This is a genomic window from Thermodesulfobacteriota bacterium (assembly GCA_030583865.1).
Taxonomy (GTDB): domain Bacteria; phylum Desulfobacterota; class GWC2-55-46; order GWC2-55-46; family GWC2-55-46; genus UBA5799.
The window spans coordinates 884,398-907,794 of record CP129479.1; the positions used below are offsets into that span (position 1 = coordinate 884,398).

At 58.3% G+C, this 23,397-nt stretch carries 14 protein-coding genes, 2 tRNA genes and 3 rRNA genes; 14 read left to right on the forward strand and 5 right to left on the reverse strand.

Annotation, left to right across the window (positions count from 1 at the left end; genetic code table 11):
- The first annotated feature begins 63 nt into the window (after positions 1-63).
- The 5 genes from QY316_04130 to rrf all read left to right on the forward strand — a co-directional run bounded on the left by QY316_04130 (position 64) and on the right by rrf (position 5,305).
- A 16S ribosomal RNA gene (locus QY316_04130) occupies positions 64-1,621 on the forward strand.
- A 184-nt stretch (positions 1,622-1,805) separates the two neighbouring features.
- Positions 1,806-1,882, forward strand: a tRNA-Ile gene (locus tag QY316_04135).
- Positions 1,883-1,930: 48 nt separating this feature from the next.
- Positions 1,931-2,006: transfer RNA gene (locus QY316_04140), tRNA-Ala, on the forward strand.
- A 126-nt stretch (positions 2,007-2,132) separates the two neighbouring features.
- A 23S ribosomal RNA gene (locus tag QY316_04145) occupies positions 2,133-5,107 on the forward strand.
- An 81-nt stretch (positions 5,108-5,188) separates the two neighbouring features.
- Positions 5,189-5,305: ribosomal RNA gene (gene rrf, locus QY316_04150) — 5S ribosomal RNA — on the forward strand.
- Together the 16S, 23S and 5S rRNA genes with 2 tRNA genes alongside form the textbook arrangement of a ribosomal RNA operon.
- Before the next feature lie 59 nt (positions 5,306-5,364).
- Here the strand turns inward: rrf and QY316_04155 are convergent.
- The 3 genes from QY316_04155 to QY316_04165 all read right to left on the reverse strand — a co-directional run bounded on the left by QY316_04155 (position 5,365) and on the right by QY316_04165 (position 9,006).
- Entirely contained in the window at positions 5,365-6,303 is a 939-nt protein-coding gene (locus tag QY316_04155; GenBank protein WKZ33603.1) for a response regulator, read from the reverse strand.
- A gap of 49 nt (positions 6,304-6,352) precedes the next feature.
- A complete protein-coding gene (locus QY316_04160; GenBank protein WKZ33604.1) occupies positions 6,353-8,458 on the reverse strand; it encodes a methyl-accepting chemotaxis protein in 2,106 nt (701 codons plus the stop codon).
- 293 nt (positions 8,459-8,751) lie between these two features.
- A complete protein-coding gene (locus QY316_04165) occupies positions 8,752-9,006 on the reverse strand; it encodes a hypothetical protein (protein ID WKZ33605.1) in 255 nt (84 codons plus the stop codon).
- A gap of 254 nt (positions 9,007-9,260) precedes the next feature.
- On the opposite strand from QY316_04165, the gene QY316_04170 reads away from it, so the two are divergent.
- From QY316_04170 to QY316_04190, 5 genes are all read left to right on the forward strand, one after another.
- The gene (locus tag QY316_04170; GenBank protein WKZ33606.1) at positions 9,261-10,961 is read left to right on the forward strand and encodes a glycosyltransferase family 39 protein; all 1,701 of its coding nucleotides are present in this window, start codon (positions 9,261-9,263) and stop codon (positions 10,959-10,961) included.
- A 113-nt stretch (positions 10,962-11,074) separates the two neighbouring features.
- Positions 11,075-12,727 (forward strand): glycosyltransferase family 39 protein, encoded by a 1,653-nt coding sequence (locus QY316_04175; GenBank protein ID WKZ33607.1) that lies wholly within the window; start codon positions 11,075-11,077, stop codon positions 12,725-12,727.
- 49 nt (positions 12,728-12,776) lie between these two features.
- Complete coding sequence (locus QY316_04180; protein ID WKZ33608.1) at positions 12,777-13,133, forward strand: pyrimidine dimer DNA glycosylase/endonuclease V; 357 nt, start codon at positions 12,777-12,779, stop codon at positions 13,131-13,133.
- 239 nt (positions 13,134-13,372) lie between these two features.
- A complete protein-coding gene (locus tag QY316_04185) occupies positions 13,373-14,311 on the forward strand; it encodes a DmsE family decaheme c-type cytochrome (GenBank protein ID WKZ33609.1) in 939 nt (312 codons plus the stop codon).
- Positions 14,312-14,380: 69 nt separating this feature from the next.
- Complete coding sequence (locus QY316_04190) at positions 14,381-16,603, forward strand: MtrB/PioB family decaheme-associated outer membrane protein (protein WKZ33610.1); 2,223 nt, start codon at positions 14,381-14,383, stop codon at positions 16,601-16,603.
- A 198-nt stretch (positions 16,604-16,801) separates the two neighbouring features.
- Here QY316_04190 and QY316_04195 read toward each other — a convergent pair whose 3' ends face one another.
- A complete protein-coding gene (locus tag QY316_04195; protein ID WKZ33611.1) occupies positions 16,802-17,440 on the reverse strand; it encodes a plastocyanin/azurin family copper-binding protein in 639 nt (212 codons plus the stop codon).
- Positions 17,441-17,580: 140 nt separating this feature from the next.
- Here QY316_04195 and QY316_04200 point away from each other — a divergent pair, with 140 nt between their 5' ends.
- The 3 genes from QY316_04200 (at position 17,581) to nth (ending at position 20,270) form a co-directional block, all read left to right on the forward strand.
- Positions 17,581-18,441 carry a TIGR02757 family protein gene (locus tag QY316_04200; protein ID WKZ33612.1) on the forward strand — a complete coding sequence of 287 codons (861 nt, stop codon included), beginning with the start codon at positions 17,581-17,583 and terminating at the stop codon, positions 18,439-18,441.
- Positions 18,442-18,632: 191 nt separating this feature from the next.
- A complete protein-coding gene (locus QY316_04205; protein ID WKZ34072.1) occupies positions 18,633-19,607 on the forward strand; it encodes a polyprenyl synthetase family protein in 975 nt (324 codons plus the stop codon).
- Between the two features lie 6 nt (positions 19,608-19,613).
- The gene (gene nth, locus QY316_04210; protein WKZ33613.1) at positions 19,614-20,270 is read left to right on the forward strand and encodes an endonuclease III; all 657 of its coding nucleotides are present in this window, start codon (positions 19,614-19,616) and stop codon (positions 20,268-20,270) included.
- Positions 20,271-20,279: 9 nt separating this feature from the next.
- Here the strand turns inward: nth and QY316_04215 are convergent, their stop codons facing one another.
- Positions 20,280-21,953 carry an ABC transporter ATP-binding protein gene (locus QY316_04215; GenBank protein WKZ33614.1) on the reverse strand — a complete coding sequence of 558 codons (1,674 nt, stop codon included), beginning with the start codon at positions 21,951-21,953 and terminating at the stop codon, positions 20,280-20,282.
- 265 nt (positions 21,954-22,218) lie between these two features.
- On the opposite strand from QY316_04215, the gene QY316_04220 reads away from it, so the two are divergent.
- On the forward strand, positions 22,219-23,175 hold the full coding sequence (locus QY316_04220) for an alcohol dehydrogenase catalytic domain-containing protein (protein ID WKZ33615.1): 957 nt from the start codon (positions 22,219-22,221) through the stop codon (positions 23,173-23,175).
- Positions 23,176-23,397 lie beyond the last annotated feature (222 nt).

Here is a 23,397-nt window from a genome sequence, read left to right on the forward strand (position 1 = left end):
AAACTAAATAGCAAGCACAGTCAAAACCCTAAATCACCCCCTTTAAATTCCAGAATCAGAACTTAATTGGAGAGTTTGATCCTGGCTCAGAGCGAACGCTAGCGGCGCGCTTAACACATGCAAGTCGCACGAGAAAGAGGGGCAACCCTTGAGTAAAGTGGCGCACGGGTGAGTAACACGTGGGTAATCTACCCCCGAGACTGGAATAACCCGCCGAAAGGTGGGCTAATACCGGATAAGACCACGGGACATAAGTCCTGCGGTCAAAGGCGGGTCGGCAACGGCCTGTTACTTGGGGATGAGCCCGCGTCCCATCAGCTAGTTGGTAAGGTAACGGCTTACCAAGGCTAAGACGGGTAGCTGGTCTTAGAGGACGATCAGCCACACTGGCACTGAAACACGGGCCAGACTCCTACGGGAGGCAGCAGTGGGGAATCTTGCGCAATGGGCGAAAGCCTGACGCAGCGACGCCGCGTGAGGGAAGAAGGTCTTCGGATCGTAAACCTCTGTCGGAGGGGAAGAAACCTTCGGGCGCTAATACCGCCCGGAATTGACGGTACCCTCTGAGGAAGCATCGGCTAACTACGTGCCAGCAGCCGCGGTAATACGTAGGATGCAAGCGTTGCTCGGAATTATTGGGTGTAAAGGGCGCGTAGGCGGCTTGGCCAGTCACGGGTGAAAGCCCCCGGCTTAACCGGGGAATTGCCTGTGATACTACCAAGCTTGAGTACGGGAGAGGGAAGTGGAATTCCTGGTGTAGCGGTGAAATGCGTAGATATCAGGAGGAACACCGGCGGCGAAGGCGGCTTCCTGGACCGATACTGACGCTGAGGCGCGAAAGCGTGGGTAGCAAACAGGATTAGATACCCTGGTAGTCCACGCCCTAAACGATGGGCACTAGGTGTGAGGACCTTTTATGGTCTTCGTGCCGAAGCTAACGCATTAAGTGCCCCACCTGGGGAGTACGGCCGCAAGGTTGAAACTCAAAGGAATTGACGGGGGCCCGCACAAGCGGTGGAGCATGTGGTTTAATTCGACGCAACGCGAAGAACCTTACCTGGGCTTGACATCCGGAGAATCCCCTGGAAACAGGGGAGTGCCCGCAAGGGAGCTCCGAGACAGGTGCTGCATGGCTGTCGTCAGCTCGTGCCGTGAGGTGTTGGGTTAAGTCCCGCAACGAGCGCAACCCTTACACTTAGTTGCCACCGGGTCATGCCGGGCACTCTAAGTGAACTGCCGGCGTTAAGCCGGAGGAAGGTGGGGATGACGTCAAGTCATCATGGCCTTTATGCCCAGGGCTACACACGTGCTACAATGGCTGGTACAGAGGGCTGCAAAGCCGCGAGGTGGAGCTAATCCCTATAAAGCCAGCCCCAGTTGGGATTGCAGTCTGCAACTCGACTGCATGAACTTGGAATCGCTAGTAATCGCGGATCAGAACGCCGCGGTGAATACGTTCCCGGGCCTTGTACACACCGCCCGTCACACCACGAAAGTCGGTTATACCAGAAGTCGGTAAGCTAACCCGCAAGGGAGGCAGCCGCCTAAGGTATGGCTGGTGATTGGGGTGAAGTCGTAACAAGGTAGCCGTAGGGGAACCTGCGGCTGGATCACCTCCTTTCTATGGAGAACCGGTCCGCGCCCTCGCTTCGGCGGGGCGCGGGCTATAATCCACACGAAAGACCTTTGAAGGGGTTCGGGTTAGACTGTCGCTTGCTATTTAGTTTGCAAAGAGCAGAGCGTTCTTTCGCAAGATGGGCCAGGGCCCTCAGGCCCGGGAATCGAATGCGGCCCGCACGCAATAAGGGCCTGTAGCTCAGCCGGTTAGAGCACACGCTTGATAAGCGTGGGGTCGAAAGTTCGAATCTTTCCAGGCCCACCAAAAACCGTGATCGTAACCGCCGCCTCGTTCGGAGGACGTGCCGGTTCCGGGGGTATAGCTCAGCTGGGAGAGCGTCTGGTTTGCAACCAGAAGGTCAGCGGTTCGATCCCGCTTACCTCCACCAAATTACGGGCAGCGAGACAGGCTTTTAAGGGTTCAAAAACATAGTTTCACGCTCTTTGACAATCGAATAGGGTAATAAATCTTCAAGACGCTGAAGAATCAATAACCAAGCGCACAAGTATCTCTTGGTCAAGCTACTAAGGGCATACGGTGGATGCCTTGGCGTCAGAAGGCGATGAAGGACGTGGTAAGCTGCGATAAGCCCCGGGGAGCCGCAAACAGGCTTTGATCCGGGGATCTCCGAATGGGGCAACCTGGCCGGATAAACTCCGGTCATCCCAGGCTGAATACATAGGCCTGGGAAGCGAACGGGGGGAAGTGAAACATCTCAGTACCCCCAGGAAGAGAAATCAAACGAGATTCCCTGAGTAGTGGCGAGCGAAACGGGAATAGCCTAAACCGGGTGGACGCAAGTTCATCCGGGGTTGCGGGACCCCGTCGTGGGACCCAGATGGATAGTGGAAGGGCCTGGAAAGGCCTGCCATAGCGGGTGATAGCCCCGTACACGAAATCCTGAAGGGCCCTAGGGGTATCCCAAGTACCACGGGACACGAGAAATCCTGTGGGAATCCGGGAGGACCATCTTCCAAGGCTAAATACTCACTGACGACCGATAGTGCACCAGTACCGTGAGGGAAAGGCGAAAAGAACCCCGAGAGGGGAGTGAAATAGAACCTGAAACCGTATGCCTACAAACAGTTCGAGGGCTATGCCCGCAAGGGAATGCCTGAGAGCGTGCCTTTTGCATAATGACTCAGCGAGTTACTGTACGTGGCAAGGTTAAGCCGTTAGGCGGAGCCGCAGCGAAAGCGAGTCTGAATAGGGCGAATAGTCGCGTATAGTAGACCCGAAGCGTGTTGATCTACCCATGGCCAGGGTGAAGGGTCGGTAACACGGCCTGGAGGCCCGAACTGGTGATTGTTGCAAAAATCTCGGATGAGCTGTGGGTAGGAGTGAAAGGCTAATCAAAACACGTGATAGCTGGTTCTTCCCGAAATATATTTAGGTATAGCCTCGCAAATTAAGCGCCGGGGGTAGAGCACTGGATGGGCTAGGGCCCCTCACGGGGTACCAAACCTAACCAAACTCCGAATACCGGCGACTTCTATTGCGGGAGTCAGTCAGCGGGGGATAAGCTCCGTTGTCGAGAGGGAAACAACCCAGACCGCCAGCTAAGGTCCCTAAAGCAAGCTAAGTGGGAAAGGATGTGGAACTACTTAGACACCCAGGAGGTTGGCTTAGAAGCAGCCATCCTTTAAAGAAAGCGTAATAGCTCACTGGTCTAGTGGTTCTGCGCCGAAAATGTACCGGGGCTCAAGCTTGCTACCGAAGCTGCGGGTTGGCAGAGCAATCTGCCAGCGGTAGGGAAGCTTTCCAGTAACCTGTGAAGGCAGATCGTGAGGACTGCTGGAGGACCTGGAAGTGCTTATGCTGAGATAAGTAGCGTAAATGCGGGTGTAAAACCCGCACGCCGAAAGCCTAAGGTTTCCTGGGGAAGGTTAATCCGCCCAGGGTTAGTCGGGGCCTAAGCCGAGGCCGAAAGGCGTAGGTGATGGGAAACAGGTTAATATTCCTGTACCACCTGACAAGCGTTTGAGCGAAGGGGTGACGGAGCAGGGTAGGTCATCCGGGTGACGGATGTCCCGGTTCAAGCCCGTAGGCGGGGAGGATAGGCAAATCCGTCCTCCCGTTAACGCCGAGAAGTGATGAGGAGGAAAGCCGCAAGGCGGACCGAACTGGCTGATCCCATACTCCCAAGAAAAACCTCGTAGTGAGCTTGTCGGGTGCTCGTACTGCAAACCGACTCTGGTAGGCGAGTAGAGAATACTAAGGCGCTTGAGAGAACCCTGGTTAAGGAACTCGGCAATCTAGCCCCGTAACTTCGGGAGAAGGGGTGCCTTTGCCGGTTGCCCGGACTTGCTCCGGGAGGCTGGCAGAGGTCGCAGTGAAATGGGGGTTGCGACTGTTTAACAAAAACACAGGACTCTGCTAACTCGTAAGAGGATGTATAGGGTCTGACTCCTGCCCGGTGCCGGAAGGTTAAGGGGACGGGTTATTCACCTTCGGGTGGAGAAGCTCGGAACCGAAGCCCCGGTAAACGGCGGCCGTAACTATAACGGTCCTAAGGTAGCGAAATTCCTTGTCGGGTAAGTTCCGACCTGCACGAATGGAGTAACGATCATCCCCGCTGTCTCGACCAGGGACTCAGCGAAATTGAACTGCCAGTGAAGATGCTGGCTACCCGCATCAAGACGGAAAGACCCCGTGCACCTTTACTATACCCTGGTATTGGACATTGGGATAGTCTGTGTAGGATAGGTGGGAGGCTTTGAACCGGAGGCGCTAGCTTTCGGGGAGCCATCGTTGAAATACCACCCTGATTATTCTGATGTTCTAACCTCGGCCCGTAATCCGGGCCAGGGACAGTGCCAGGCGGGTAGTTTGACTGGGGCGGTCGCCTCCCAAATCGTAACGGAGGCGCGCGAAGGTTCCCTCAGGCTGATTGGAAACCAGCCGTCGAGTGTAAAGGCATAAGGGAGCTTAACTGCAAGACCTACAAGTCAAGCAGATGCGAAAGCAGGTCTTAGTGATCCGGTGGTCCCGCGTGGAAGGGCCATCGCTCAACGGATAAAAGGTACGCCGGGGATAACAGGCTGATCGGGCCCAAGAGTTCACATCGACGGCCCGGTTTGGCACCTCGATGTCGGCTCATCGCATCCTGGGGCTGGAGCAGGTCCCAAGGGTTCGGCTGTTCGCCGATCAATAGCGGTACGTGAGCTGGGTTCAGAACGTCGTGAGACAGTTCGGTCCCTATCTGATGTGGGCGCAGGAGATTTGAGGGAAGCTGTCCTTAGTACGAGAGGACCGGGATGGCGGGACCTCCAGTATTCCAGTTGTCCTGCCAAGGGCAACGCTGGTTAGCTGTGTCCCGAAGGGATAACCGCTGAAAGCATCTAAGTGGGAAGCCCCTCCCAAGATAAGATCTCCCGGGCCGCAAGGCCCCTAAAGGTCACTTGGAGACTACGAGTTTGATAGGCCGGGTGTGTAAGCCCTGTAAGGGGTTAAGCTAACCGGTACTAATCGACCGTGAGGCTTGACCAATTATACTTGTGATGCTTGGTTATTGATTCCCGGCGTTTTGAAGAAATTACCCTGTTCGATTGGAAAGCTCGAATTACGCTTTCCCGTGGCCATACCGAGGAGGTCACACCCGTTCCCATCCCGAACACGGCAGTTAAGCTCCTCAGGGCCGATGGTACTGCATGGGCAACTATGTGGGAGAGTAGGACGCCGCGGGATTTAAATCAAAAAAGCCGCCAGAGAAATCTGGCGGCTTTTTTTGTCCAATGTCGTTTTTTTTAAGTACCAATTACCCCCAGCATCTCCGAGACCTTCTCCCTCAGCCCGTATATGGACACGGGCTTCAGCATGAATTCGACTCGGTTCGCCGTGAAGAAATCCCTGACCACGTCGTCCGGCGAGCCTGTAAGGAAGAGGAACCTCCGTTCAAGCCCCGGGCGCATGGCCGAGGCCCTGCGGTAGAGCTCCATGCCGTCCATGACCGGCATCCTGACGTCCGAGATCACAAGGGAGTAATCTTCCGTCCCGAGGGCTTCGAGCGCGGCCTCCCCGTTCTCCGCCGCATCGACCCGCGCATTACCCTGGATAATAATCCTCAGGAGCGAGAGGACGGTTTTTTCGTCGTCCACCACAAGGACGCTTCGTCCGTCAAGCTCCGGGAAGCTTTCAACCCTTTCAAGAAGCCCCTTGAGCCCGGGCTTTGAGCGGAGATGCCCGGTTATCCGGTCCCTGTGCTTCCTGAGCGACTCGACCAGGTCCGTGAACTCCGCGGGAAAGTTCCGCAAGGCGTTTACCACGTAGGCGAAGAGCTCGTTATGCTCCGAGAACTCGAGGGCGACCACCATCTCCATGAGGCCGGCCTCGCTTATGGTACCTGCCTCGACCTCCTCCTCGAACATGCGGATTATGGGCGAGATGCCGTCTATGACCGTGAGGTCGACGGGCAGGGGGCGGGCGAGGCCGCTTATCTGCCTGCCCGCGCTTACGAGCATGTCGAGGTGCGCGCTCTCATCGACCGAGAGCTCCTCAAGCAAGGCGGATAAATCCCTGTTCGAGGCAAAGAGCCGGGCGGCCTTCGCGTAGAGCGCTCCGGCTCCGGCTTCGGCGCTGACCAGCCACTCTACGGCGTCGTCAAGGTCCAGGGGAGCGGCGTTTCCCGGATTTGCATCGTGGCCCGCGTCGGTAACGCGGCGGCGGTCGTTATGTCCTGAAGTCATGGAAGTCCTCCTGCGCCTCTGTCTCTGTGTACGGATACAGACGCACCTATTAAGCCGCGCAGAGGGGCCGGTCCCCGGGCGTAAACGGCCGCCCGGCGCCGGGCTCGGGTTTCGCGGAGGTGTTGAAGGCCTGCACATTAGTCTGAAGCACCGCGGCAAGCTCGGCGATTTCGTTGCTGGCCGCGGCTATCTGGCCAGCGCTCTGCAACGTCTCGGACGCTACCAGCGAAACGTTTTCGATATCCGAGCTTATCTGTTCGGCGGCAGCCGACTGCTGTTCCAGGGCGACAGTTATCGACTCTATCATGGCGGTCGCGCCCGAAGACTTGTCTATTATCTTCCTGATCGTATCGCCGGTCCGGGCCGCTAGGGCTGCCCCGTCGCGCACGGCGCTTATCTCCCTGTCCATCGAGGCGGTGGCCTTATCTATGCCTTCCTGCATGCCCGTTATCACGGCGTCTATCTTCCTTGTCGCGCCTATGGTCTTCTCCGCGAGCTTTTTCACCTCGTCGGCGACCACGGCGAAGCCCCTGCCGTGGGCCCCGGCCCTGGCTGACTCGATTGCGGCGTTAAGGGCCAGGAGGTTTGTCTGGTCGGCGATGTCCTCTATTACGGTAATGATCGAGCCGATGTCCTTTGACGAGGACTCCAGCGCCATCACGATGGCGCTCGATTCCCCGGCGGCCCTGGATATGCTCTCCATCGCCTCTATAGTGGTCTCAACGATGGCCCCGCCGTCCTCAGCCGCCTCTCTGGCCTCCCTGGAGGCCTTTGCCGCGGACGCGATGTTCCTGGATATTTCGTTTACCGTAGCGCTCATCTCGTTAGAAGAGGTCGAGACCTGGGCCGCCTTGGAGGACTGAAGCCCCGTTCCCCTCTCTATCTGCAGGGAGGCCGCCGATAGCTCCTCGGCGGCTGATGAAAGGAAGCCCACAGACTGGCATATGCGGCTTACCACCCCGTGGAAGCTTTCTATCATCCTGTTGAAGCTCTCGGCCATCTGGCCGCTTTCGTCAGCCGACGAGGACCTTACCTTTATCGTAAGGTCGCCCGTGCGCTCGACCTCGGCCATCATTTCCTTAAGCGAGCGCATGGGCTCTATTACCTTCGTATTTATAACGAACACCGCGCAGGAGCCCATGAACGCCACCGCGGCCATGATTACCGCAGCAGTGGCGGCGTTCCGCCTCGAGGCGGCGACCTCGGGCGCTATCTTCGAGCCCACCATCCTCCCTACGGCTGCCGAGACCGCCAGGATGGAGTCGATGGCCTCGCTCGAGCTCCGTATCCATTCGTCACCGGAAATAGGATAATCGCCGGTCGGGCCGGCTTGCAGGACAGCCCTCCTCGTCTCCTCGAACCTGTCGAGGAAGACCGTCTCCAGGTTCGATATGGCTTCAAGGACTTCCCTGCTCGTGTTCGAGTCTTCCTTAAGGCGGAGTATCGGCTTCAGGTTTATCTCCACGATGGCCCTGTACGTGTTCAAGGCCTCGATATCGCCGTTATCGAAGGCCTTGCCGGTCGATATGAGCCTCGCAAGGTGCGCCCGTTCCCTGCCCGCGTACTCGCTTACGAGCCAGACGGCGTTCTTGAGCTCGATATTATACCTGAGCCCGTCGAGGTCCGCGCTCAGGCCGGAGCCGCTGGTGAAGGCGGCCCCGCGTATATCGGAATTCGCGTCTATGTAAGAGGTTATGACCGTGCTCCATTCGCGCGCGGTGTAGTCCCCGGAGCCCGCGAGCCCGAGGGAGAAATCAGCGCTCCTCCTTGCGGACTCGAGGCGGCCAAGTGCCGTTTCCGCCCTGTCGAGCGCCGCGTCAAGCGCAGGGTTGCCGCCGTCCATCTCAGAGAGCATTCTCGCCCTGTCGTACGCGCCTTCCGAAACCCGCCCGCTTTTTCCCCTCAGCTCGGCTATCGTCCGCATTGTATCGGGGCCGGCGGCATTGCCGGACGAGAGGGCCATGGCGGTCACTCCGCGCTCCTTGGCCAGGTAGCCTGAGGACTCGATTATCCCGTCCACGAGGGCGTTTGCGGCTTCCATCCTGGCCATCGTCCTGCCTTCGCCCCTTGTTTGCATCAGGTTGTACAATGAAAACCCCATTAAGAGGAGCGCAAGCAGGCTGACCGTTCCGGTCAGAAATGCCTTTATGCTCATGTCTTTGAAAAATTTGCGAATTAACCGCATCATCCCTCCCTCACTCGTCCCTGTGATTCCGCCCTGATGCATGCCAGATTGAACGGGTTGATTTATATATCGGCCAAAGTATTTAGAACTTTATAGGCCAAAAGGATGAGGTAGAAAATCATCCCTGGGCCTGTCAGGATTGAAAGTCCCGACTAATCTCCTTATGTGACTTGTGAGATTCAGGGCCGTTCGGTGGTCAGGAAAGGACGGCAACGGCCCGCCTGAAAGCGGGCCGTTGCCTTAAGCTATCGCGGAAAAGGCGTTTAATGGAAGGACCTTATCTGGTCGGGCGAGAACTTGTCTACCTGGATGACCTTGGCCTTTTCCCTCACGAAGTCAGGGATCATCTGCTTGACCTCTGATTCGTTCTTCGCGTCTACTATGGCATAGGCCGTGTGGTCGCCCTTGCTGCAGCCCCAGTAGAAGTTATCGAGGGTCTTTTCGCCCTTTGCCAGTATCCCGTCCATCTCCCTTGCGCACTCTTCTTTCGTATGGGGTGATTCTATGAGATATTTCATGGCCTAACCTCCTTAGAGAGAACATATTTGATTCTTTATTCGGAATCATCAAAAGTCAACTTGCGATATCCCGTCCCGCATGGCGCGCGTGCGTGCTGCCGGTAATCTCCTGGTACGCGCTGGCCGCCTTGACCTGCTCTCTTGGCCCGTAAGGTTTTGAATTGAAACGGATACTTCTGCTGTGTTAGAGTTCATGTCAGGACAAAATCCATGAAAAATCCGACAATTGACGGGTTTTCCCGGGCAGTTTGCAGATGAAATCAGGGCTCAAGGCAAGCCACATACTTATCGTATCCCTTGCGGCCGTGCTGCCGCTCATCCCTTTCATTGACAAGGCCTTCCACATAGACGACACGCTCTTTATCTGGACCGCCAGGCAGATACTCGAACGGCCCTGGGACTTCTACGGCTTTACCGGGAACTGGTTCAGCTATGAAAATACAGCGCCCACGTTCATAAAGAACCCACCGCTTACGAGCTATTACATTGCCTTCATAGCCCTTTTCACCGGGTTTTCCGAGCGGGCGCTCCATGTCGCCTTTCTTGTCCCGGCGCTCTTTGCCGCGCTCGGCGCCTATGTGCTGGCGCTCCGTTTTACAAAGATGCCTCTGGCTGCGGCGCTTGCGGCTGTAGCTACCCCGGCCTTCCTGGTATCATCGACCAGCCTCATGTGCGATGTCATGCTGCTTGCCTTCTGGAACTGGGCCATTGTCTTCTGGATAAGGGGGCTCGACAGGGGCAGGGGCCTTGACCTCGCAATAGGCGGCGTGCTTATCGCCCTTGCCGCGCTCACGAAATACTTCGGGGTGAGCCTCATACCCCTCCTTGCGGCCTATTCCGTATTCCATGGAAAGAAGGGTTTCAAGGCGCTCGCGTATCTCTTCATACCGGTAGCCGCGCTCGCGGGGTATCAGTCCTACACGCAGCACATGTACGGGAGGGGGCTCCTTGTCGACGCCGCGGACTATGCGAGCGGCATAAAGGTCTTTAGCGCCATGCCGCAGCACGAAAGGGCCTTTACAGGCGTTGTTTTCGTCGGCGGCTCCATAATAGCGGCCCTTTTCCTCATCCCCTCGATATTCGGCTTGAGGGCTGTCGCGGCTGGCATCGCGCTTGCCGCAGCCGGGGCAGCGTACGCGTACCTCAAGGGCTCGTTCGAGGAAGAGGATATCGTCCTCTTCAAGCCCGGCTTCGGCTGGGGCTACATAGCGCAGCTCGCGGTCTACTGGGCTGCAGGTGCCGGGGTGCTCTGCCTTGCCGTATATGATTTCATGAAAAGGAAGGACGCAGGTTCTGTGCTTCTTCTCTTATGGGTGGCCGGGACATTTGTCTTCGCGGTATTCGTAAACTGGTCCATAAACGCCAGATCGATACTGCCGATGGTATCCGCGGTTTCCATAATTCTAATGAGGGCGGCCGAGGGAAAAGGCGCTCTCAGGGCCTATTTGCCCATAATCCCTGCGTTCGCTTTCTCCTTTTTCGTAACCCAGGCCGATTATATTTTCGCTAACAGCGCAAGGACAGCCGCCCGGCTGATCTCGGAAGGCTATTCCGGGGAAGGGGCGCTCTGGTTCCAGGGGCACTGGGGTTTTCAGTATTACATGGAGAGCGCGGGCGCGGTCCCGATAGACACGGGGGGGAGCATAATAACAAAAGGAAGCATGGTCGCCATTCCATATAACAATTACGGCCTGAAGCGCTTCCCGGACAGGCTCGACAAGACGGGCATGGTCGACAGCTTCCCGCCCCAGTACGTGGAGACCATGCCCCTTGGCGGGGGCGCCGGGTTCTACGCGCACCAGTGGGGCCCCATGCCGTTCATGCTCTTTCCTCCCAGGGGGGAGACCTATGTCGTATTCCGGATGAACGAGGACTGGGTCCTGCCGAGGGACCTCCTGGCCGAGGACATGCCGCAAAGGGTCGGTTTCCCGGTGAGGCCGCGTGGCACTCCCTGAGCTTGATCCTGATTTTGCAGGCCGGCGCTGTCGGTCCTAAGCCGATTACATGGCCTTTTTAGAATTTAACAGAAGAGCGGGGTTTGAATTAACAGCGCCGGCCCCGGAGGAAAATGAAAACAGGCATCCGAAAAAGCCATCTGATAATAGTCTCGCTTGCGGCCGTCCTGCCGCTACTGCCTTTCATTGACAAGGCCTTTCATGTAGACGATACGCTTTTTGTCTGGACAGCTCGGCATATACTCGAGAATCCCTGGGATTTCTATGGCTTCACCGGTAACTGGTGGAGCTATGAGAGCGCCGCGCACGACTTCATAAAGAACCCACCGCTTACGAGCTATTACATTGCCTTCATAGCCCTTTTCACCGGGTTTTCCGAGCGGGCGCTCCATGTCGCCTTTCTTGTCCCGGCGCTCTTTGCCGCGCTCGGCGCCTATGTGCTGGCGCTCCGTTTTACAAAGATGCCTCTGGCTGCGGCGCTTGCGGCTGTAGCTACCCCGGCCTTCCTGGTATCATCGACCAGCCTCATGTGCGATGTCATGCTGCTTGCCTTCTGGAACTGGGCCATTGTCTTCTGGATAAGGGGGCTCGACAGGGGCAGGGGCCTTGACCTCGCAATAGGCGGCGTGCTTATCGCCCTTGCCGCGCTCACGAAATACTTCGGGGTGAGCCTCATACCCCTCCTTGCGGCCTATTCCGTATTCCATGGAAAGAAGGGTTTCAAGGCGCTCGCGTATCTCTTCATACCGGTAGCCGCGCTCGCGGGGTATCAGTCCTACACGAATTTCATGTACGGGAGGGGTTTGCTTCTCGATGCTGCCGGTTACGCCACAGGCGCCACTGGCGGCAGCAGGGGGATTACCGCAGAGAAGGCCTTTATCGGGGTCGTCTTTACCGGCGGCTCCGTATTAATGGCCTTATTCCTACTCCCCTCAGTCCTGGGCCTAAGGGCCGCCCTCATAGGGTTAGCGCTTGCCGCGGCTGGGGCCGCATACGTCTATGGAAAGGGCATAATAGGCGGCATAGCCCTTTTCGAGCCGGGCTTCGGCTGGGGCTATATAGCGCAGATCGCGGCTTATTGGGCTGCCGGGGCCGGCATACTCCTGCTTGCAATATCAGACCTCGTTAAGAGGAGAGACGCGGCATCGGCCCTTCTTTTCCTATGGATTGCCGGCACCTTCGTCTTTGCGGTATTCGTCAACTGGACGATAAACGCAAGGTCGATACTGCCGATGGTGCCTGCAGCCGCGATCCTCGCCGTCAGGGCGGCCGAAGGAAAAAACCTCATGAGGGTGTATATTCCCCTTGTCCCTGCGCTCGCCCTCTCGTTTTTTATCGCCTGGGCGGATTACGCCTTTGCCGAGAACGCCAGGGCAGCCGCCAAGTCCATCTCGGATAAATACTCCGGCATGGGGAAGCTCTGGTTCCAGGGGCACTGGGGTTTTCAGTACTACATGGAAAAGAAGGGCGCGTTCCCCATAGACGTGAGGAAGAGCACCGTGGCCGGAGGCAGCCTACTTGCGTTCCCGCTTACTAATAGCGGGCTCAGGGCCTTCCCCGACGGCCTTGACAGGATGCTGCTGGATGAGTACGTTTTCCCGGCGGAGCTTTTGGCCACTACGGCCTCGGGGACCGGCGCGGGCTTCTACTCCAGCCTCTGGGGCCCGGTACCTTTCATGCTCTTCCCCCCGAGGGCCGAAACCTACATGGTCTTCTACATTAGGGAGGACTGGTTCATCCCCGGGGATTTCCTCCTTCCACAGTAGGCGTCTGCTCCTTTGTCCCACCTGTTCCTTGTGACGCTATAATGTATTCATGAGGATATGGGACATCCCGCCCGAGCTCCTTTGCGACAGGCATCTTCTCGGCGAGCACAACGAGGCGCACGCGCTCTGGAGCATAATAATAAACGGCCTCAAGGGGTTCTCCAGCCACCCTGAGACCGCCCGGTGGCGGGGAAAGCTCAGGGCCCTTTACCTGAGGCACGAGGCGGACGCCAGGGAAATGGAGCGGAGGGGCTTCAGGCACCAGAGCCCGCTTGACGAGGCCCTCGCGACCGGCAAGGCGGTCCAGGACGAGCTCAAGGACACGATGGAGGCGCAGGAGAGGCTCCTTTCGGAACGGGACCAGGACTGCGCCGAAAGGATACGGAAAAGCAAGCGGCGGCCCTGAAATCGCCTGCCTCCTCCGGCCACGTTTGACAAATCAATCGGTATCTGATATTCAATACTCAACCTGTTCTTCCTGACCCGGGACCGTTCAGTTCCCCATCACGACAATTCCGCGGAAACATCCCGTCCAGTTCAAATCCAGGCACCTTGACAGGGCTCTCTCGCTATTTGCGTTACGGAGTAGTCTGCGTCGCATGGGGCAGCTCTGCCCAAAACAAACGCAGAAGAAAAGGGGGAGAGATGAAAAGAGGTTTCCTGTTCCTGCCTCTCGGCCTTGCGGTATTCCTTTTCATGGGCCAGGCCGCCGTGTCCGCCTCCGGGCCGGACTGGGGGCGGCTCAATCCCGCGCAGAAGGACGCGGCCTTCGTGGGCGACAGGGCCGTTTGCGCAAACTGCCATCCGCAATACGTCGAAAGCTACGCCGGGACCCGGCACGGCAAGGTATTCCCGCACCGGGGCGGCAACGACTGCGAGTCGTGCCACGGCCCCGCTGGCAAGCACGTGGAGGCGCCTTCAAGGGAGCACATCTTCTCGTTCAAGGACCGCTCGATAAGGCCTGAAAAGAAGAACGGTGTATGCCTGAGCTGCCATGAAAAGGGCATAAGGATGCACTGGAAGGGGAGCTCGCACGACGTTGCGAACCTCACGTGCAACTCCTGCCATTACGTGATGGAGAAGAGGAGTCCCAGAAACCTTTTCGTTAACGAAGACTCGAAAAAGGCCTGCTTCCAGTGCCACAAGGAAAGGAGGGCCCAGCTCCAGAGGTCCTCGCACATGCCGCTGCGCGAAGGGCTCATGGACTGCGCTACATGCCACAACCCGCACGGCGGCCCGGGGCCGAGCCTCCTTAAGACCGCCTCGGTGAACGAGACCTGCTACCAGTGCCATGCCGAAAAGAGGGGTCCGCTCCTTTGGGAGCACCCGCCCGTAAGGGAGAACTGCGCGAACTGCCACGACCCGCACGGCTCCAACCACGAAGCGCTCCTTAAGACGAGGGCGCCGTTCATCTGCCAGTCCTGCCACTCGGTCCAGTTCCATCCGAGCACCATCTACGAAGGGAGCAAGATAGTCGGCGGGGGAGGGAGCGTTGCCCAGCAGCTCGTGGGCAAGGCTTGCCTTAACTGCCATACGCAGGTGCACGGCTCCAACCATCCTTCGGGGCCGAGGTTCCAGAGATAGCCGATCCCGTCATGACCTCCATCCGCGCGGCAAATCGATTCCAAAATGCCTCATAAGCAAGGAGGATATATGAATAGGAAGAAACTTGGGTTGCTGGTACTGGGGCTTGCGGCGCTCTGGTGGCCCGCATTTTCTTCAGCGGAGGACGGCCTCGGCGGGAGCGTGACACTGGGCGGGGGCTTTATAGACGCAAAGGACGAGTCGTTCAAGCTCGGCGAATATACCGGGTTATCGAAAGACGAGGCGTTTCTCCTTGCCGGGGCTGATTTGAGCTACGGCGACGGCGCGTATTACCTCGATTTCCGGGCCTATGACCTCGGGCTTGACAACCGGCGGGCGTATGCCGAGGCAGGGAGGCGCGGGTCATACAGGCTCTTCATAGAGTACGCCGAGACGCCGAAGCTCATATCGAACAATAGCGTGACCGTGCTGGAAGGCGCGGGCTCGGCGAACCTTACCCTTCCCGGCGCGTTTACGCGGGGCACGAACACGAGTCTCGCACAGATGCCCGACCTCGCGGACCACAGGCGAAGCGTAAGGCTGAAGCTCGAAAGGAAATCCGGCAAGGCAGGTTTTTATAAGGTGTCAGGCGATACCGAGATGGAGCTTTCGGTCGAGCGTGAGCGTAAGGAAGGGATAAAGTACATAGGCGGCACATCGGGGTACTCCGGAGGGCAGACCCGCTCAGTGGGGCTGCCCGAGCCGGTGGACTATACGACCGACGTCCTCAAGGCAAGGGCCGCCCACACGAAGGAGGCTTACCAGGCCGAGGTCCAGTACGCGCTATCGGATTTCTCTAACGGCAGGAAATCCCTGGCATTCGCAAACCCGTTCGACGTCAACGCGGGCGGCGCGGTGCTGTACGACTACTGCGACGAGTGCAGGATATCGCTTCCGCCGGACAACCGCCACCACAGGCTGAGCCTATCCGGGGGCTTAAGCCTTCCGTACCATTCGCGCATTTCGGCTACTTTCGAGTACGGGATAATGAAGCAGGATGACGACCTGCTGCCTTACTCCCATAATCCCGGGAGCACCGTTACGGTGGCGGTCCCGAGGGGCAGGGCCGACGCGGAGATAGACGTTACGCACCTTGCGCTCAACCTCTCGTCAAGGCCTCTCTCCGGCCTCGGCCTCAAGGCCGGGTACAGGCTTTACAAGACCGAAAACAAGCTCCCGCGCGCGCTCTTCCGCTACGTAAAAAACGACACGGCCCAGCCGCAGGCCACGCTGACCGAGGCTCACGCTCTCTATAGCCTCCCCTACGACTACACCCAGAACCAGGTGAAGCTCGACGCATCCTATGCGGTCTTCCCGGCGACAACCGTGAGGCTAGGCTATGCCCGCGACATGATCGACCGGGACCTGAGGGAGGTCGAGAGGACCGCCGAGAACTCTTACAAGGCGGCGGTCACGTCGACATACGTGCCGAACGTGTCCGTGGGGCTTGACTACCTGCAAGCTGAAAGGAGGGGCACCGATTATGACGAGTCGCTCCTCTATGACCAGTACCACACGCAGGAGTACATGGATGACGTGGTCGCAACCCTCGGGGCAGCGGCGCAGTTCGACAACCACCCGCTCATGAGAAAGTTCGACGTGGCGAACAGGGACAGGCTCCGCTACGGCGCGAACGCGACGCTTACCCCGACACATAACTCGTCCCTCTCTCTTTTTGTAAACTACGGAAAGGACGACTACAAGGACTCGGCCCTTGGCCTTCAGCAGAGCAAGACCGGCTCAGTGACCCTTGACGGCGCGATAGCGCCTTCGGAGAACGCGTCCATATACGCCTTTTATACCTGGGAGGACCTTAGTTCCAGGCAGGAGGGCTGGGCCTACAGCGGAGGGGCATCGAAGCTTACCCATACAGCCGACGCCAACAGGAAGTGGGCTGCCTTCCACGACGACGACATCGAGACCTGGGGCGTGGGCGCGAAGCTCGCGTTTCTGGAGAAAAGGGCCGACCTGGACCTGGACTATTCCTTTTCGAGGAGCAGCGGGAGCATACGCCACACTGCGGGAAGCGCAATATCTTCGGCGGTCATCCCGACCGATCTCCCGGAGCTCAAGACGAGGCTTAAGACCCTGAGCGTCACTGGCAAATACATGGTCCGCCCGAACCTGAGCGTGGGGGCCGGGTACAGGTATGAGGACTATAAATCAGACGACTGGGCGGTTGACAACTACGAGCCGTCCTCGGCGGCCATAACGAACGTGCTTACGCTCGTAGGCCCTGTAGCCGACTATGAGGCCCATACGGGGATGGTCTTCCTTACCTATTCGCTATAGGAGGCTGCTGAAAAAGTCCATCTGCGTCGTTGTCTTCGTCGCTCGTCACTGCGGCGTACACGAAAAGTACGCCTCATTCCTCGCTCCTCGACGCCTCGCATCTGGAGCTTTTTGAGCAGCCTGAATTGAAAATAGAGTTTTTCATCAAGCCACTATGGGTTTTTCTCCGGGGTGCGCCTTCCGGGCGCGCCCCTTTTGCTACTCCTCCACTGCGACCTTCCCTATCATGCCCCTATGTATGTAGCAGATATAATAGTATTCGCCGGGCTCGTTGAAGACGAACTCCCAGCTTCCTCCCGGCTTTATGCCGGGGGCCGAGATGCCTCCCTTTCCTATGAGCGGCATGGACGAGAAGACGTGGTCTATGCCGTCGTTATTGACCCACCTGACCGTCTCGCCTTTTTTGATTATGATGTTGTCCGGCCTGAATATATCCCTTGAGTCCGCATCTGCCCTGGGTATGTCTACGATGTGGACGCCTTTTCCAGGCATAGAGCGCACCGGTTCCGAGAGCCTTGAATCGAAGGACCTCTTCTTGACCTCCAGGAGAAGCGCGGTATCTCCGGTAGCGTCCTTGTATGCCATCGCCATCTCATCCGCCAGGTAGAAGAGCCCTTCTTTCTCTTCCGGGGCGGCCTTTTCAGCCGAATCAAGCACGGACCTGACCTCCGCCGGGATGGAGTCCCTGTTCGCGTCTACGAGTGATGCCAAAGCGGCCCTGTCCCTCTCCTTAAACGCTTCCGAGAACTTGTCCGCTATCTCCCCTGAATGGACTGCGCGTGAGACGAGTACGGCCAGGGCCGCGAGCGCGGCCACGGTAAGGACGGCTCTTTCCATAATGTGACCTCCTTTTCGGATATGCGCCGGGTCCTGTCAAATTCCTGTATGGCCGGCGCTCGAATGATTGTATAATTATATCGGCAATAAGCCCGCTCGCCACGCCGGGCCGGAAAAGGGCCCAGGATACGGAAAAACAGATGGACGTGAAAAAGCTCAAAAAGCATCTGGACCGGCTCTGCCGCACCTTTGACCGCTCTTTTCTTGCCTCAGACCCCCTTGAGTTCTTGCACAGGTATGATAGGCCGGAGGACCGGGAGATAGTCGGTCTTGTGGCGTCATCGCTGGCCTACGGCAAGGTCGAGACGATAAAAAAGAGCGTCTCAAGGGTGCTGGAGGCGGCAGGGCCGTCCCCGTACCGGTTTGCAAGGAGGTTCGAGCCCGGGAAGGGGCTTGCGCTCTTTAACGGCTTCGTCCACAGGTTCAACAGGGGCGAGGACATCGCCTGCCTTTTCTGGTTCGCAAGGCAGATGATAGAGGAGGCGGGCTCCATAGGCGGCTTTTTCATGAAAGGGCATGAGCCGTCCCGGAAAAACATAAAGGAGGCGCTTTCGTCCTTCTCGGAACGCGCGCTTGCCCTTGATTCGTCTGCGATATACGGAAGGAAGAGGCTCCTTCCAAAAGCGGGCATAAGGTTCTTTTTCCCGAACCCGGCGGACGGGAGCCCGTGCAAGCGCCTGAACCTCTATCTCCGGTGGATGGTAAGGAGGGGCGACGGGCTGGATTTCGGCCAGTGGAAGGGCGTGGAGCCCTGCAAGCTGGTCATGCCGCTCGATACACATGTCGCAAGGATATCGAGGAACATAGGCCTCTCCGGCAGGGCCAACCCGGACTGGAGGATGGCCGAGGAGGTCACGGACGCCCTGAAAGCGCTCGACCCGGCTGACCCGGTCAAATACGATTTCGCCATTTGCAGGCTCGGCATACTGGACAGGTGCCCGCGAAAGGCCGACCCGGGCAAGTGCTCCGAGTGCCTCATAAGCCCCATCTGCGTCCTTTAACGCCGAATCCATTGTTTTCCCTTGGAAAATAAAACTTTGACAGAAACATGTACTTGGGGTAACATCTGTCGATAATATCCCTTATTGTTCCCGGCGGGGCCCCATGCGGCCTGAAGGGACAGGTATCGGAGTTTTATATTTTGGCGCAGACGACTGGACTCAAGGAAAAGAACGAGACGGCCCCGGCCCGGATGGACATCCAGGAGGTCTTCGATCTCGTAAAGGCCGACATAGCGGAAATGGAGCGGGGCTTCAAGGCCAGCCTGAACTCGAACGTCTTCCTCGTAAGCAAGGTAGGGGAATATATCCTTAAGAGCGGCGGGAAGAGGTTCAGGCCCATGGTGATGCTCCTCGCATCGAGGCTCTGCGGCTACAGCGGAGAAAGGCACATACCGCTCGCGGGCGTAATAGAGTTCATACATACGGCAACGCTCCTCCACGACGACGTGGTCGACAACGCGAACCTCCGGAGGGGGAGCGCGTCAGCCAACACGGTATGGGGGGACGGGGCCAGTATCCTTGTCGGGGACTACCTCTTCTCCAAGGCCTTTTTCCTTACGGTCAAGTACGGGGACATGAGGGTGCTGCAGGTCCTCTCCGACACCACGACGCGCATGGCCGAAGGGGAGGTATTGCAGCTCCTGAAGCACAGCGACGCGGACACGACCGAAGAGGAGTACCTCGACGTCGTGACTAACAAGACAGCGGTCCTCATATCGGCTGCGGCCCGCATAGCCGCGATACTCGCCGGGTCGGGACCTGAAAAAGAGGCGGCCCTCGCAAGCTACGGCATGGGCCTCGGCATAGCCTACCAGCTCATGGACGACTGCCTCGACTACGTATCGACCGACGAGAGCCTCGGCAAAACCGTGGGCAACGACCTCAAGGAAGGCAAGGTAACGATGCCCCTTATCCGCGCCGCCCTCCTCGCCTCGGAGGACGAGAGGGCGGTCATAAGGGAAGCTGTCGAGGGCGACGACCTGGACCAGACCGGGCTAAAGAAGGTCATTTCGATAATAAACAGGTACAATGGCATCGAGTACACCATCGACCGCGCCAAGGCCTACGTGGAAGAGGCCAAGAGGGAGCTCGATATATTCGAGCCCGGCCTTGAGAAGGCGGCCCTTCTGGCAGTGGCCGATTTCGTGCTCGACCGGACGCACTGATAGGCCGTGGACCCCAAAGAGAAGGCCCGGAAGGTCCTGGACATACTCGAAAAGGAGTTTCCGGACGCCCGCACCGCCCTCGAATTCAAAAACCCGCTCGAACTCCTCATAGCGACCATCCTCTCCGCGCAGGCTACCGACAAGCTCGTAAACAAGGCCACGGGCCCGCTCTTTAAAAAATACCGGACCGCATCGGACTACGCTGAGGCAAGCCTTGAAGGGCTTGAAAAAGACATAAGTTCGATAAACTTCTACAGGAACAAGGCCAAACACATAAAGACCTGCTGCGCGAAGCTCGTCGTGGAGTTCGGCGGCAAGGTGCCGGATACCCTCGAAGCCCTCGTGGCCCTGCCGGGTGTCGGAAGGAAGACCGCCAATATAGTCCTGGGGAACGCCTTTGGCAAAAACGCCCTCGCAGTGGATACGCATGTGAAGAGGGTTGCCGGGAGGCTCGGCCTCACGTCATCTGACGACCCTGACAGGATAGAGGCGGACCTTGCAGCCATAATCCCTCCTGAAAGATGGACGAAGACCACCCACCTTTTCATCCTCCACGGCAGAAGGACCTGCAAGGCCGTTAACCCGGACTGCCTCAACTGCCCCATCCAGGCCTACAGCGTTTATTTCAGGGAAGTCTACTCGAAGGATAAAAAGAAGAGATAAGCGCAGGGTTCATGCCGCGCTCGCGGCGAGCCCCCTGGACTGGCATTCGACCAGGCTCGCGTAATAGCCGCCGGTCTTTAAAAGCTCATGGTGGCTTCCGGTCTCGATGATGTTCCCGTCCTTCAGGACCATTATCCTGTCAGCGCCGACTACCGTCGAAAGCCTGTGCGCTATCACCAGGGTGGTCCGGCCCCGCATGAGGATATCGAGCGCCTGCTGGACCGCCATCTCGGATTCGGCGTCGAGGGCGGATGTGGCCTCGTCGAGTATGAGGACCGGCGGGTCTTTTATGATGGCCCTTGCGATGCTTATCCTCTGCCGCTCGCCGGCCGAGAGGAGCCCCCCCCGCTCCCCGATGAGCGTATCGTAGCCCTTCGGAAGGCGCGCTATGAAGTCGTGCGCGTTGGCCAATTTCGCGGCTTCCATGACCTCGTCCGCAGACGCGCCGGGCTTGCCGTATGCTATGTTGTTCATTGCCGTGTCGTTGAAGAGAAGGGCGTCCTGCGATACGACACCTATCCTGGCCCTTAGCGAGCGCTGCTTAAGGTCTCTCAGATCAGTCCCGTCGATGAATACGGCGCCGGAGGACGGGTCGTAAAGCCTCTGGAGGAGAGCGGCGATTGTGGATTTGCCCGCGCCGCTCGGGCCGACAAGGGCCACGCATTCGCCGGGCTTAAGGTGCATGCTTATCTCGGTCAGTATCGGCCTCTTGCCGTCGTAGCCGAAGGAGACGCCGTCGAAGAGGACGTCCCCGCGCAGCGTCTTTACTGGCGCCGCGTGGGGCGCATCGGACATGTGGTCGTCTGCGTCGAGGATGGAGAATATTATGCCGAGCGAGACAGTGGCCTTCCGCATGGTCTGGTACGCGCCCGTAAGCCCCTGGACCGGCGTGAACAGGCCGGTTGCGTAGCCGAGGAAGGCGACGAGCGTGCCGGCGGTTATCTCGCCCTTTATGACGAGATAGCCCCCGGCAAGGAGGGCCGAGACCCTGGCCAGGACGCCTACGATGTTCTTGGCCGCGCCGACGCCCGTGTCAATGCCGACGCCGCGGAGCACCATCCGGTTGGCCTTCTCGACGCCCGTCATGAAACGGCGCTTTTCCGCGTCCTCCATCGCGAAGCTCTTTACGGTGAAGATGCCTGTGAGGACCTCGTTAAAGCGGGAGAATATCCTCGTCCACCGCTCCATCAGCATACGCTCCCTCTGCGTCTGCTCGTTCGCGGCCCACATGCCTATGATGGCCGGGAGCGGCGCGAAGAAAAGGACGATGAACGAGAGCCTGTGGTCCAGCCTGAACATGACCGCGAGAGAGATCACGAGGTAGACTATCCCCGGGAAGACGTTGAAGGCTATGTCCGAGACCGCGCCAACGAAGCCGTTCACGCCCCTGTCGAGCTTGGTCATGATGCCCCCGACCGTCTCCTCCCTGTGGTAGGCCACGGGAAGAGCGTGCAGGCGCGCCACGGTCGCATCGAGTATGCCGTGGTTGACCTTGAGGCGCACCTTCCAGGCGAGCCAGTTCGACAGCCCGCCCAAGCCCTCGCGCGCGAGGCTCAGGCCTATGAGCATCCCGATGCCGTAGAGGAGGGGAGACATCGTGCCCGTCCCGAGCTTGTCGAAGATGTATTTCATGACGAGCGGCTCTAGCGCGCCGAGGGCCGCCATAGCCAGGGTAAGTGACATGATGAAGGCTAGCGCCCACCTGTGTGGTAGGATGAAACCGAGGGCGCGGCGCGCCTGTGGCAGCCAGTTTACGTTAACTTCATGTGGGATATGCATGAGGGGTCTACAGTCCTTGCAAGCTGAATCACGTTAGTCAGGGCGCGGCGCCCCCGAAAATCGATGCATTCATGATAGGTTCATTGCAAGTACCTTAATGTGATAAAAGTCACGCCCTGCATTTTTCCGGGTGCTTTGGATGCGCGACATTTGATATAATTTACGCATCATGAAGGCGATCGTTTTTGACGGCGGGAAACTCCGTTTCGAAGGGGCGCGCACAGCACCCAGGCCCGGGCCCGGAGAGGCGCTCATAAGGGTTGCGCTCGCGGGCATATGCCGGACCGACATCGAGATAGCCGGGGGCTACATGGGCTTTAGCGGCATCCCCGGCCACGAGTTCGTCGGCGTCATAGAGGAATGCGGCGACGAAAGGCTCAACGGGAAGCGCGTGACCGGGGAGATAAACATCCCTTGCGGGAGATGCGCGTACTGCAGGCGGAGGATGGGGAACCACTGCCCGGAGAGGAAGGTTCTGGGGATACTCGGAAAGGACGGCGCGTTCGCCGAGTACCTTACGCTCCCGTTCAAGAACCTGCACCCGCTCCCGGATTCCATCTCGGACGAGGAGGCGGTCTTCATAGAGCCGCTCGCCTCGGCTTATGAAATACTGGAGCAGGTGAGGGTGGACGAGGACACGAGGGTCTGCGTCCTGGGCGACGGCAGGCTGGGGCTACTGGTCGCGCAGGTACTGGCAGGGACGGGCTGTTCGCTCCTTGTGGTGGGCAGGCACGAAGAGAAGCTATCCATACTCAAGCCCAGGGGCATACCGACGAGGACGAGCATAGAGGGGCTTGCCAGGGAGCTTGACCTGGTCATAGACTGCACCGGGAGCGCGGAGGGCATAACAACGGCCCTTGAACTCGTGAGGCCCGCAGGGACCGTGGTCGTAAAGACGACGGTCGCCGGAAAGAGCGAGATAGGCCTGAGCCGCGTCGTGGTCGACGAGATAGCCCTTATAGGCTCGAGGTGCGGCCCGTTCCAGCCCGCAATACAGGCGCTCGAGGAAAAGAGTGTGGATGTCAGGCCCCTCGTATCGAAGGTCTTCCCGCTTGACGAGGGAGTCGAGGCGATGAGATACGCGGCTGAAAAGGGCGTTTTGAAGGCGCTCCTCAAGATGAGTTAAGCGGTTCCGTGTCCGTGATGATAGGGATTTAAAAATGGGCCGTAAAGCTACGGCCCATTTTTAATTTCAGGCAACCCTCTAAAAATTAGAAATTTTTCCCGCAATCAAGAAAGGCCGGGAATAAAAAGCGGAGCATATATGACAATATGTGGGCATTTTTACTAACGGCCTGACACAGAGTCCGGGGAAAAGATCAATTTTTAGAGAAACGGTCAGAAACCC

Coding starts and splice junctions, on each gene's coding strand:
- QY316_04155 (WKZ33603.1), bottom strand. CDS start 6,303: ATGACTTCAGGACATAACGACCGCCGCCGCGTTACCGACGCGGGCCAC.
- QY316_04160 (WKZ33604.1), bottom strand. CDS start 8,458: ATGAGCATAAAGGCATTTCTGACCGGAACGGTCAGCCTGCTTGCGCTC.
- QY316_04165 (WKZ33605.1), bottom strand. CDS start 9,006: ATGAAATATCTCATAGAATCACCCCATACGAAAGAAGAGTGCGCAAGG.
- QY316_04170 (WKZ33606.1), top strand. CDS start 9,261: ATGAAATCAGGGCTCAAGGCAAGCCACATACTTATCGTATCCCTTGCG.
- QY316_04175 (WKZ33607.1), top strand. CDS start 11,075: ATGAAAACAGGCATCCGAAAAAGCCATCTGATAATAGTCTCGCTTGCG.
- QY316_04180 (WKZ33608.1), top strand. CDS start 12,777: ATGAGGATATGGGACATCCCGCCCGAGCTCCTTTGCGACAGGCATCTT.
- QY316_04185 (WKZ33609.1), top strand. CDS start 13,373: ATGAAAAGAGGTTTCCTGTTCCTGCCTCTCGGCCTTGCGGTATTCCTT.
- QY316_04190 (WKZ33610.1), top strand. CDS start 14,381: ATGAATAGGAAGAAACTTGGGTTGCTGGTACTGGGGCTTGCGGCGCTC.
- QY316_04195 (WKZ33611.1), bottom strand. CDS start 17,440: ATGGAAAGAGCCGTCCTTACCGTGGCCGCGCTCGCGGCCCTGGCCGTA.
- QY316_04200 (WKZ33612.1), top strand. CDS start 17,581: ATGGACGTGAAAAAGCTCAAAAAGCATCTGGACCGGCTCTGCCGCACC.
- QY316_04205 (WKZ34072.1), top strand. CDS start 18,633: ATGGACATCCAGGAGGTCTTCGATCTCGTAAAGGCCGACATAGCGGAA.
- QY316_04215 (WKZ33614.1), bottom strand. CDS start 21,953: ATGTCACTTACCCTGGCTATGGCGGCCCTCGGCGCGCTAGAGCCGCTC.
- QY316_04220 (WKZ33615.1), top strand. CDS start 22,219: ATGAAGGCGATCGTTTTTGACGGCGGGAAACTCCGTTTCGAAGGGGCG.